Origin of the sequence: Glaciecola sp. 2405UD65-10, assembly GCF_048820975.1 — a bacterium.
Lineage (GTDB): Bacteria > Pseudomonadota > Gammaproteobacteria > Enterobacterales > Alteromonadaceae > Glaciecola.
On record NZ_JBMEUF010000001.1, the window covers coordinates 217,110 to 228,672 of the forward strand.

The following is an 11,563-nucleotide window of genomic DNA, read 5'->3' on the forward strand; positions in this document are numbered from 1 at the left end:
GTCATGAACCTAATTGATGTGGCGGTTAAACGCCCGGTTACAGTGTGGATGTTTACTTTAGCGGTGCTTTTATTTGGATTTGTTTCTTTAGGGCGTTTGTCTATTAATTTGCTTCCTGAATTATCATATCCCTCGTTAACCATTCGCACTGATTATTTAGGCGCTGCGCCAGGCGAAGTAGAGCAGTTAGTTTCTAAACCTATTGAAGAAGCGGTGGGCGTTGTTAAAGGTGTACGAACCGTTACATCAGCTTCTAAAGCTGAGCAATCTGATGTTGTGCTTGAGTTTGAGTGGGGCACAGACATGGAACTGGCAAGTTTAGAAGTGCGTGAAAAGCTCGACGTTATTTTTCTTCCTCTTGATGTTAAACGCCCACTCTTACTACGTTTCAACCCAAGCTTAGATCCCATTTTACGATTTGGTTTAGGCGTAAACAATGCGCAAGCTAATGGCGATTTGCCAAGCTCTACGGCCATGAATATAGCCACTATGAAGCGTGTGCGCAATTACGCCCAAGAAGATATCAAACGCAGTTTAGAGTCGGTTGAGGGGGTTGCATCGGTTAAAATTGGCGGCGGCCTTGAGAACGAAATTCATGTGTTGATTAATCAGCAGCGTACTAGCCAACTTAGTATTTCGCTTGCTGACATTACGCAGCGTTTGCAAGATGAAAACGTTAACGTGTCGGGCGGACGAGTTGAAGACGGTTCACAAGAATATTTGGTTCGAACCATTAATCAGTTTGAAAATTTAGATGATATGCGCAATTTGTACATTGCTACTCGAGACGGTAAACATATTAAACTGAGCGACGTGGCTGAGGTGGTTGATACTTACAAAGAGCGCAGTTCAATCACCCGTTTTGACAGCCTTGAAGGCGTTGAGATAGCCATCTATAAAGAAGGTGATGCGAATACAGTGCAAGTTGCCAAGGCGGTGAATGAGCGCTTAGACAGAATTCGCAATAACATGCCTTCATCTTATCAACTCCAAATGGTTTACGACCAATCTATATTTATTGCTAGCGCCATTGATGAGGTCAAATCTGCTGCCATTGTGGGCGGTATATTAGCTATGTTTATCCTGTATTTCTTTTTAAAGAATATATGGTCAACGCTTATTATCTCTATTTCTATTCCCGTATCTATTATTGCGACGTTTAACCTGATGTACAGTTACGATATTAGTTTAAACATAATGAGTTTAGGGGGAATAGCCTTAGCTATTGGGCTGTTAGTGGATAACAGCATCGTTGTGCTAGAGAATATCGACCGCCATAAAAAGAACAACGCTAATTCCCAAGAAGCTGCCGCAAAAGGTACATCTGAAGTATCTATGGCCATTGTGGCTTCTACCTTAACTACCATGGCGGTTTTCTTTCCCTTAGTGTTTGTAGAAGGGATTGCCGGGCAATTGTTTAGTGATCAAGCGCTTACCGTTACCTTTGCCTTGGCTGCCTCTTTAGTTGTGGCATTAACTTTAATTCCCATGCTTGCCGCGCGCGAAAAGCAAACACGACAAGCTGACGCACAAGGCTTAGATACAGAGCCTAATTCACAAAAGCCGCAAGGGAAAATTGCTAGCTTGTTTTATTATATCACCATGCCTGTTAGATGGTTACTCAAAGTAATTTTCTACTTCACTCCTTTAGCACTTACGAGTTTATGTATTGCCATTTTTAGAGTGTTTTCAAAATTATTCTCTTTAATCTTCAAACCCTTTTTGTGGCTTTTTGACGCGTTCTATAAACACACAGCGCGCGCTTACGCAAAAGCACTGAATGCAGCAATGCGAGCCAAGTTTCTGGTTATCACTGGGATTTTAACCGTTTCGTTGCTATCTATTTTATTGATACCTAAATTAGGCTTAGAACTTATTCCTCCAATGTCGCAGGGGGAATTCAATGTTGAAGTTACGCTTCCAACCGGTTCTCGCTTAGAAACTACCGATGCGCTTATTAAATCGTTATCAGAATTTACTGAAGAGCAAAGTAATGTTGCACGTACTTACTCATTGGTTGGCACAGGCAGTTTAATGAACGCTTCGCCTGCTCAAGGCGGAGAACACTGGGGCAAACTTAATGTGGTGATGAGCGAGCAGTCAACAAATTTTGATGAACAACAAACAATGGAAGCCATGCGTGAATTTTTAGCGCGCAAGGCTGGCGTTACCAGTAAATTTGGACGCCCTGAGTTATTTAGTTTTACCACTCCGCTGGAAATTCAAATTGCTGGATATGATTTAGACCTTCTAAAACGCTATGGCGACAAGGTGAGCGAAGCATTAGGATCTAACGAACGCTTTACCGATGTTAAAAGCTCTTTGCAAAGCGGAAATCCTGAACTCAAAATTGTATTTGACCACGCCAAATTGGCGCAATTGGGGTTAAACGCACCACAGGTGTCATCTTTAATTGCGGGTAAAGTTGGCGGTGAAATTGCGAGTAAATTCACTATTGATGACCGCAAGGTCGACATATTAGTGAGAAATCAAGAAACCCAGCGAAACTCTATTCAGGATATTGGTAACTTAATTGTTAATCCAAATTCAAAACCAGCCATTGCCCTTTCTACCGTCGCGAATATTGAAATGTCAGTTGGGCCAAGTGAAATTACGCGGGTAGGGCAGCAGCGAGTAGTGCTAATAAGCGCAAATTTAGCCTATGGAGATTTAGGAGCCGCGGCTTTAGATGCCCAAAATGTACTTGATGACATGAAGCTCCCCCTTGCATTGCAAGCCAAAGTTTCTGGGCAAAGCGAAGAAATGTCAGCAAGCTTTGAATCTCTATATTTCGCACTGGCTTTAGCTGTGTTCATGGTGTATTTGGTTATGGCGTCGCAGTTTGAATCTTTATTACATCCTTTCATTATATTGTTCACGGTGCCAATGGCCTGTGCGGGCTCAATTTATGGCTTATATTTAACAGGCACAAACGTGAGTGTAGTGGTATTTATTGGCTTGATCATGTTGGCCGGTATAGTCGTTAACAATGCGATAGTCTTAATAGATCGAATAAACCAGCTTCGTGAAAACGGCAGCGATAAGCTTTCAGCTATTGTTGAATCAGCAAACAGTCGCCTTCGCCCAATACTTATGACAACACTAACCACGGTTCTGGGCTTACTGCCTATGGCAATAGGCATAGGCGACGGTGCTGAAATTCGAACACCAATGGCAATTACCGTTATATTTGGTTTGCTGTTTGCCAGTATGCTAACGCTTTTCCTTATCCCCGTTTTGTATAGTATTTTCGATCGCAAAGAATTTGTCCCACAGCAAGCTAACAACGCCAGCGAAAGCTCATCTATTGCCAACGGAGAGAATATTTATGGATAAGTTCGGACTTGCCGGAGCGGCGCTAGCATCGTTTGCTTTACGCCGCCCTGTTACCATTGGAATGCTGTTTTTTTCCCTACTCATTATGGGCTTAGGTGCAAGTAAATTGTTGCCATTGGAAAAGTTTCCAGGCATTGATTTTCCAGAGTTGTACATTCAGGTTCCCTATCCTGACGCCACTCCTGCTGAAGTTGAAAAAATGATTACGCGGCCGGTAGAAGAAGCGCTTGCTACTATGTCAGGTATTAAACGTATGCGTTCGTGGTCAAATGAAAACAGTGCCGAAATTTCTGTACGGTTTAATTGGGAAGAAAACATCAAAGCGAAAAGCATTGAAGCTAGAGAGAAAATAGATGCAATAAGGCACTTACTTCCTGATGATGTAGAGCGCGTGATGGTATATAAATTTAATTTGTCTGATATGCCTGTTTTTCAATTGCGACTGTCAAGTGACAGAGATATTTCCACTAGTTATGACTTGCTTGAACGCAATTTAAAAATGCCGATTGAACGCGTCAAGGGGGTGTCGCGTGTTGAACTGTATGGCGTGCAAAAAAAGCAAATTTCAATACGTTTACATTCCGATCGAATTGCCGCGCTGCATATTAATATAGGGCAATTATTTCAAACGCTGCAAAGCGCTAATTTCTCTATGACTGGTGGTCAATTTTTTGATCTTGACCAAAAAATAACGGTGAACCCAAGCGGTGAATATCAAAGTATTGAAGAAATAAGAGATTTATATATTACGCGAAATGTGCGTTTGTCAGACATAGCTGACGTTAAATTTGAAACCCCAGAGGCCTTAGAAGGGCGGCATTTAGACCAAACTCACGCAATTGGTTTAAATATTTTTAGAGAATCGGGTGCTAATTTAGTAGACGTATCTGAGGCGGTCCTCGAACAAATTGAAATTGCCAGAAATAGCACGGCTTTTAATGGCATCAATGTATTTGTAATGGATGATGAAGCGAACAGTGTTACCACTTCGCTTAATGATTTGTTAATGTCAGGGTTAATTGGCGCTGTGCTTTCTGTAATAGTGTTGTATCTTTTCCTTCGCAATATAGCGACCACCATAGTGGTAGTGCTATCAGTCCCCTTTGCTATTTGTATTACCTTAGCGTGTATGTACTTTTTAGGCTACACCTTAAATATACTGTCATTAATGGGCTTAATGTTAGCCGTGGGCATGCTAGTTGATAACGCCGTTGTAGTGACTGAAAGTATATTTCAAGAGCGTGAAAAGACTGACGATGTACAACTTGCGACTCGCAAAGGAGTAGGCTTAGTTAGTTTAGCCGTGATTGCCGGTACAGCCACAACTGCGATTGTATTTTTACCCAATATTGTGGGCGTTAAAGCCGAAATTACCGTGTTTTTAGAGCACGTAGCGGTTGCTATTTGTATTTCCTTATTTGCCTCTTTACTTATTGCACAAACCTTAATCCCTTTACTTAGCACCAAATTAAAAATAAAAATCAAGCCTAAAAAAGCGCAAGCTCATTGGGCTACCAGAAAGTACGAATCAACATTGCGGTGGATACTTGCTAACCAAGTAAAAACAGGCCTAATAGCCCTAGTGCTACTAGCAAGTACTGCTATTCCTATGAGCCAGCTTAAAAGCGATGAAGACAGCAATGGGGAGCAAGGTCGTTTATGGTTAAATTACAACATCCAGGGTAACTACAGCTTAGATGAAGTGGAAGTGGCAGTGGCCAAAATGGAAGCGTATTTATACGCAAACCAAGATGAGTTTCATATTAAGCAAGTATATAGTTATTTCAGACCTGGCTTTGCGACATCAGGCATCACGCTGAATGATAATTTGCCAATGAAGCTTTCTGATTTAAAGCAAAAAATGAAAAAAGACATGCCCTTGTTAGCTAGGGCAGAACCTTCTTTTCAGTGGGATTCAGGAACCGGGGGTGGGGTAAGAGTCACTTTGTTTGGCCAATCATCTGAAACACTCATGCAAATTGCCGATCAAATAGTTCCTGTGCTTGCCAGTATTGATGGATTTACCGACGTAAAAGCGGATATAGATTCACAAGATTTAGAAATGCAAGTACGCATAGATCGTGAAATGGCATTTCGTTATGGCTTAAACACCTCGGAAGTGGCCAACATTGTGGGCACAGCGCTGCGTGGCACAAATTTACGCACGTTTAGAAGTGACCTTGAGGGCGAAATAAATATTCGTTTACTATTTGATGAAAGTTTGCAGAATTCATTAGAAGCGTTGAAAAGCTTAACGATTCTGCGTGATGCTGATAAAAACGTTACACTAGATATGCTAGCAACCATTAGCGTAAAACCTAGATTGTCGCAAATTCAAAGAAGCTCTCGGCAAACAGCTCTAGGAATAGGTGCTAATTTAGAAGATGAGCTTACTATTGGCGAAGCAAAAATGCGCATTGAATCGCTTATGCAAAATATTTCCTTACCAAGTGGATATAGATGGTCTTTGGAGGGCAGTTTTCAGCGCCAAGACGAAGAAGAGTCAATAATGGTCACGAATATGATTTTGGCAGTTATTATGATTTATATCGTTATGGCCGCCTTGTTTGAATCGCTACTGTTGCCCACATCTGTACTTACTTCGTTAATTTTCTCATTCACGGGTGTATTTTGGGCCTTCTGGTTTACGGGCAATTCAATGACCATTATGGGGATGATTGGTATGTTGGTGTTAATGGGCATAGTGGTAAATAACGGCATAGTGCTAGTTGATCGTATAAATCAGTTAGTCAATTCAGGAAGGTCAATAAGCGAGGCGACTATTGAAGGTTGTCTGGGACGCGTTAGGCCAATACTTATGACTGTGTTAACCACTGTGCTAGGCTTGGTTCCACTTGCTTTTGGGGATGTCAGTATTGGCGGTGATGGCCCGCCTTATTCACCTATGGCAATAGCTATCATAGGTGGCCTTTTGTTTAGTACCGTAACCAGTTTGTTTTTAGTGCCTTTAGCATATATTTCACTGTTAAAATTAAGACGAAATACGCACAACATGGTACTGCATAGTAAACAACTTGTGTCTAAAGCAATAAAAGCCAATTAGGGTGCTAAGCCTGTTGGCTTAGCACTGAGTGCATAGGCATTAATGGCGCCTCTACTTGCCAGTCATGGTCGGTTCTTTTGCCTGAAAAGTCATACACCAAATAGGCATAGCCATGAACTGATAGTTGCTGATGTATAATTTGCATTTGTGGCTGGCTTGGGAGGGGAATTTTTGCAAATTTTCGGTTGTTTTTATCTATAATAATCGAATTGCCACGGGTAATATGCTCTCCCACCCATTTACTATCTTTAAATTCGGCGGTGGTAATAAGGTAACTTTCACCGCTAAATTGTACCGGATGAATATCTTTATCTCCTATAATAGGGAGGCGCCCGCGCCCATCTAACTCAAGTGATAAGCCTTGCGGTATTTTAATTCTAAGTTCCACCTTACTGGCTAAACTATCACCCGACAGTACTTTGCTGATTAACAGCTTCAAAGCGAATTTAGGTATACTCGATATAAATGGAATATGACTATCACTCACCATATTAAGCACTCTATCAATGAGTTGGTTGGTGCCTTTGTGAAGCGCTTTATCATACAATCGCACCTGACTTTCACTTAACTCGGGTGCCGGTTTAGGTAAGGGCGGTATATCTAAAAAATCTTCAGTGCTTAAGGCTTGGTGCGCGCAATATTTTCCCAATTGTAAGTCAATATTACGAGTGGGTTCATAAAAAAAACCGCCGAAAGCTTGTAGTTTATCACCCGGTAATTTAATGAGCTCCGGTTTAGTCGGGTCGGCAAAATCAATACATGGCCCTATGGCGAAAAAACGGGTCTTATCAGATTTACCCGTTAAACTCATAGATTGGTCTAACATAATAAAACGCAGCGCTAAATACCACGAGTATGATGAGTAACTAGGTGATTGGTGTTGCAGAATGTTATTTAAATCACTTTCAATTCGCTCATAATCAAGGCCCGAGAATAATTGCGGTTCTTCACGCGCTATTCTTTTTACTTCGGCTAGTACGTTTAAGCCTGTATTCGGAAATAAAGAAAGCTTGTCATCACTTTCCTGTAAATGCGTAATTTGGCTCAGTAGAGCTTTAAGTAGTTCATTAGATACATCTATAGGAGCTTCTAAGTAATAAGACTTTCTGATCTCGTTTCTATTTTTGAACTTTTTTCTTACCTTAAATATTTTATCACCCTCAATAGAACGAGCTTGATTAAATATACAACTTACTATACTCCCAAGATGTCCTTGGAGTTTATCAAGTGATGCTTTTCTAACTAAATCTACACCGTCAATATCACCTATTGGATTGTCACCAAATAAAGGGCTGGTAAGCGCGTAGCGCGGGTGTACCGGTAAGTTAAACGTAGACTGATTACTGGCTATGCTAGGGTCTACAAAAATAATACTTCGCTCTATATTGAGCCTTTCGTCATTAGCATCCATGAATGAAGCGAGTTTAAACGCGTCACGTATGGGCTCGTTATTAAAGACGCCACCGTCAATGTAAGTAAAATTAAATTTCGCCTGATGTTGCAATTCCCTTGGCCACGTATCGGCAAATTCAAAATTAAAACGTTCTAAAACAATGGGTTCAAATGCCATGGGAAAAGCACCCGAGGCCATCGCGGTAGACACAATTCGCCACCACACGTCATGGTTATCGTCAGACATATCGCCAATAGTGCCCGTTTGCCGGCTACCCAAGTGATAACGAACCCATCTATCAGGATGTTTTTCGGAGTCTCTTAAGGTTTCGCCATTCTTTTCACCTAAATACAAATCAAACACTCGAGATTCTTTATGTGTATACGAAGTCATGCCGTCTTGAAGAGCGAAGTCACCGCCTAAACCTACTTTAAATTCGCTTTTTGCGTCTTGAATAATGGGCGTTAGATTGGTTAAAGAGCTTGCAAATAGTACGCGCTCACCCAAAAGTGCTTTTGATTTATCTAAATTAATAGTAGGTGAGTCTTTTATTAAATTTACGGCTATTGTTTCAAGGGCTCCGCGGTTTAAAATGCCAGCGGTATGTTTAAGAGAAGACGTTCCCGCAAGGTCGTTGTCTTGCCCTTTACTTAGCAAATTTTCCATATTAACTTGCTTTACCCAAATGTTGTGCTGCACATTTTGCATTACCTGTGCGGCTATTAGGGCGTCTTTTTTATTCGCTGGCAAAGCATTAAGTACGTCTTCTGAGAACTCAGTAGCTAAGTCAATATTAGCCTGTTGAATTTGTGAAGGTGTTTGAGCAGCGAGTGCGCGTAGCATTAATGCTAAGGATATTGAGCCGGCACTCGCGCCTGAAAATACATCTATTTCAACCGAATCAAACAGCTCGCCATTTTTGTCTTTGCCATAGACTATGGCTAATTTTATAGATTGCGATAGGGCGCCTGCATTAAACGTCCCTAAACTTACGCCACCACCCATTGCAAAACCTAGTTTTAAAATGGTCATGGTCAAACTCCTTTTCGATATTGCTGTATTTGTTTAAATAAATGTAACAACATTGATTACATTATCACTTGTATATATTTTATACAATATGAGCGTTATATTACTTTTATGCCTGAGTTGCTGATTGTAAAAGCGACTTCATAAATGTATAAAAAACTTCAGTTTTGCGCATAGGTAGGGCATTTTGAGCGCGCAAAAACCATACCGGTGCATCACTGTTTGCTAATACATTTGGCATAACCTCGACTAAACGTCCTTGGGCCAAATCATCATTAATAGCTATTAAGGATTTGATTGCAATGCCATGCCCAGCCAAAGCCGCTTGTGTCATGTTGTCAGAATTTGAAATAGTAAATCGTGTGTTAGCGTGCAATGTTTGCGTATTTTTATGTTCGTCAAATACCCGTAACTGTTGCTGCCATGGCAGGCATACCCAACTGTGTTCTTCTAACTCAGCCAATGTTTTTGGCATTCCTCGTTTTTTAATATACGCCGGTGATGCACATAATATTCGGGAGTTATCTACCAGCTTGCGTGATAAAAGCGCAGAATCATTTAGCTTCCCAACACGTATGGCAACATCTTGTGTGTTATCAACCACATTGACAAATTGGTCGCTAATAAGGAAGTCGAGTTTTAGCTGTGGGTACTCTTGCTCAAATTTACTTAATTGAGGCATTACATATTTAGAAAATATCCACGGCGGCATAGTTACGCGAAGTAGGCCGCTAACAGACGAAGAACGAGCGCCTATTTCGTGCTCTGCGTCATAAAGCGCCTCAATTATCCCACCTACGCGCGCATAAAATAGCTCCCCGGCAGGTGACAATCGAATCCGGCGGCTGTCTCTAAATACTAATACCGTTGATAACTCACGCTCTAATTTACTTAAACGGTGGCTCACGGTAGCCGGAGATATTTTTTGTTCGCGAGCGGCGGCCAGTACGCCTTTATTTTCGACCACCGCGATAAATGTTTCTAGATCATTTACGCTATACATTGCTTACTCAACTTTTAGACTGTTCAATATATTTAAACATTGGTTTTAGTTTTGATGGGTTTATTTAACTTTGTGAAACAATATAATCTACTCACTTCAATAATAAAAGCATCGGAAAGACAGATGAGAAAAATTAAATCAGCAAAATATCTATTTTTAATTTTACTAGCAGGAATATGCATAACAGGAGCAAATGCCATGGCATCTAACGAATCTAAGCAACAGCCAAAAGTGTTAATATTTGACGTAAATGAAACACTACTCGATTTGGAGTCTATGCGCGGTTCCATTGGGCAGGCATTAGGCGGTAGAGAAGATTTATTACCGTTGTGGTTTTCAACCATGTTGCATCATTCATTAGTGAGTACTGTTAGCGGCGAATATCATGATTTCGGGCAAATTGGTGTAGCGGCACTGTTAATGGTGGCTCAAAACAATAATATTGAAATAAGTGCTGAAGACGCAAAAACGGCCATTGCCACCCCTTTAGTCAGTTTACCGCCACATCCTGATGTAAAGTTGGCATTGGCCAGCTTAAAAGCACAAGGCTATAAGCTAGTTAGCTTAACTAACTCTTCAAATAAAGGGGTTAAAGCACAGTTTGAAAACGCGGGCTTAACCGAATTTTTTGAAGCGCGTTATAGCATTGAAGATATTAAAATTTACAAGCCTGACTTGCGTGCTTACGAGTGGGTACTTGAGCAACTTAATGTGGCTGCGGAAGACGCAATGATGGTTGCCGCACACGGATGGGATGTAGCTGGTGCAAAAGCAGCCGGCCTGCAAACTACGTTTATTGCGCGTCCGGGCAAAGCCCTATATCCGCTAGCGCAAGAGCCTGATCATGTAGTAAGTGACTTAAATGAACTCGTTAAATTGCTAAAATAAAGTTCGTTTATTTACAGATTTAGCTAACAATGCTTAGACTTCCTGCTATTTTGAAGCTACTTTATATTTAGCTTTCGTTAGGGAGGAATGAAGTGATTTCTACTTTACCTAGATGGGTCGAATATGGCGCGTTTATTTTAGCCGCCGTGGCGGGGTTTGTTAACGCGACTGGACTTTTAGGGTTTGAGCATCAATCTGTTTCGCACTTGTCGGGCACCGCTACGCTTTTAGGGGCCGAGCTAGCTAAGGGCTCTTTACTAGCTGAGGGCTCTGTATCCGCTGAGGGCTTTTTATTCACAGGGCTTCACTTAATAGGCGTATTATTTAGCTTTTTGGTCGGCTCAGCCATTTCGGGATATTTTATAAATGGTCGTACCTTAAAAATTGGGCGCAACTACAGCGCAATGCTGTGTTTAGAAGCTGTTTTATTGTTCTTGGCTTGTTATTTATTGATTCAAAATTCTATTTATGGGCATTATTTAGCGTCAGCAGCCTGTGGTTTACAAAATGCCTTTGCAACTACTTTCAGTGGCGCCATTGTACGCACCACTCACGTTACTGGCATTTTTACAGACTTAGGAATTATGTTAGGAGCAAAATTAAAAGGTGAAGCATTTGATCGCCGCAAGGCTATTCTTTTCACTTTAATTATTATAGGTTTTGTTTTTGGTGCAGTAGCAGGCGCCTTTACCTTTAAGCAGTTTCAGTTTTATGCCTTATTATTTCCAGCGAGTATTTGTGTTTTACTTGCCATCACTTTTTATCTTTACAAACTAAAGCGGCAGCTAAAAGAAGATAATTAGCGAATGAAACATTTCTAACACGTTAATGTTCAATAAATGCACACTAA

6 protein-coding genes are annotated in these 11,563 nt (G+C 41.1%); 4 read left to right on the forward strand and 2 right to left on the reverse strand.

Annotated elements, in window-relative coordinates:
- Positions 1 to 3: 3 nt before the first annotated feature.
- Both ACOI22_RS01040 and ACOI22_RS01045 read left to right on the forward strand, forming a co-directional pair.
- Positions 4 to 3,336, forward strand: a complete 3,333-nt coding sequence (locus ACOI22_RS01040) for an efflux RND transporter permease subunit (RefSeq protein WP_420669316.1) — start codon at positions 4 to 6, stop codon at positions 3,334 to 3,336.
- Positions 3,329 to 6,400 (forward strand): efflux RND transporter permease subunit, encoded by a 3,072-nt coding sequence (locus ACOI22_RS01045; RefSeq protein WP_420669318.1) that lies wholly within the window; start codon positions 3,329 to 3,331, stop codon positions 6,398 to 6,400. Before ACOI22_RS01040 ends, ACOI22_RS01045 begins: the two co-directional genes overlap by 8 nt.
- Before the next feature lie 4 nt (positions 6,401 to 6,404).
- Here the strand turns inward: ACOI22_RS01045 and ACOI22_RS01050 are convergent, their stop codons facing one another.
- Positions 6,405 to 8,825: a patatin-like phospholipase family protein gene (locus tag ACOI22_RS01050; protein ID WP_420669320.1), complete on the reverse strand. Its 2,421-nt coding sequence runs from the start codon at positions 8,823 to 8,825 to the stop codon at positions 6,405 to 6,407.
- Between the two features lie 106 nt (positions 8,826 to 8,931).
- The gene (locus tag ACOI22_RS01055; protein WP_420669322.1) at positions 8,932 to 9,825 is read right to left on the reverse strand and encodes a LysR family transcriptional regulator; all 894 of its coding nucleotides are present in this window, start codon (positions 9,823 to 9,825) and stop codon (positions 8,932 to 8,934) included.
- A 123-nt stretch (positions 9,826 to 9,948) separates the two neighbouring features.
- Here ACOI22_RS01055 and ACOI22_RS01060 point away from each other — a divergent pair, with 123 nt between their 5' ends.
- Together ACOI22_RS01060 and ACOI22_RS01065 are read left to right on the forward strand one after the other, a co-directional pair.
- Positions 9,949 to 10,713, forward strand: coding sequence for a haloacid dehalogenase type II (locus tag ACOI22_RS01060; RefSeq protein ID WP_420669324.1), 765 nt, complete (start codon positions 9,949 to 9,951; stop codon positions 10,711 to 10,713).
- A gap of 92 nt (positions 10,714 to 10,805) precedes the next feature.
- Entirely contained in the window at positions 10,806 to 11,516 is a 711-nt protein-coding gene (locus ACOI22_RS01065; RefSeq protein ID WP_420669326.1) for a YoaK family protein, read from the forward strand.
- Positions 11,517 to 11,563 lie beyond the last annotated feature (47 nt).

Bases quoted from the DNA above. Each gene is read 5' to 3' on its own strand.
- ACOI22_RS01040 (WP_420669316.1), top strand. From the start codon at position 4: ATGAACCTAATTGATGTGGCGGTTAAACGCCCGGTTACAGTGTGGATG.
- ACOI22_RS01045 (WP_420669318.1), top strand. From the start codon at position 3,329: ATGGATAAGTTCGGACTTGCCGGAGCGGCGCTAGCATCGTTTGCTTTA.
- ACOI22_RS01050 (WP_420669320.1), bottom strand. From the start codon at position 8,825: ATGACCATTTTAAAACTAGGTTTTGCAATGGGTGGTGGCGTAAGTTTA.
- ACOI22_RS01055 (WP_420669322.1), bottom strand. From the start codon at position 9,825: ATGTATAGCGTAAATGATCTAGAAACATTTATCGCGGTGGTCGAAAAT.
- ACOI22_RS01060 (WP_420669324.1), top strand. From the start codon at position 9,949: ATGAGAAAAATTAAATCAGCAAAATATCTATTTTTAATTTTACTAGCA.